Below are 532 nucleotides of genomic sequence, written 5' to 3'. Positions count from 1 at the left end.
GGCGGGTGCTCCCGGCACCGGCGCCGGAGGCGGCGGCTCGGGCACCGGCGTCGACCAGGCGGTCGCCGCTGAGCGCGCGCACGCCGACTCCACCTCGGCCGCCAACGGCGGCCAGGGCACCGGCACGGCCGCTGCTCCGAAGGCCGAATCGTCGCAGGGCGGCGTGAACGTCGCCGCAGCCGTCGCGATCACGCTCGCCACGGTGCGTGCAGAGACCATCGTGGGTCCGGCGATCGCCGTCACCGCGGGCGGCACCGCGATGTTCGCGAGCGCGGCCAACACCGACGCCGCATCGTCCGCCGACGGGTCGGCCTCGCAGGGCGCCGACGCGACAATCGGCGCGGCGGTCGCGATCACGCTCGCCGATGTGAGCAACCGCGCCGACGTGCCGAGCGGTGTGACCGTCACGGCCCACGATCTGATCATCTCGTCCACGGTCGCGGTCGACGGCGCCGACCAGACGTCGACGATCTCGGCGCAGTCGGTCTCGGGCGCCGGTGGCGGCGACGTCTCGGTCGCCGGCTCGTTCGCG

General features: G+C 75.6%; 1 pseudogene. It reads left to right on the top strand.

The features are described 5' to 3' along the window. Positions 1–532 (top strand): annotated as a pseudogene (locus ACI3KY_RS20340) (hypothetical protein); the annotation flags it as partial.

Source organism: Microbacterium sp. ZW T2_14 (genome assembly GCF_044987405.1).
GTDB lineage: Bacteria > Actinomycetota > Actinomycetes > Actinomycetales > Microbacteriaceae > Microbacterium.
Note: the sequence above shows the minus strand (reverse complement) of the source record. Positions and strands in the feature narration are given on the sequence as shown.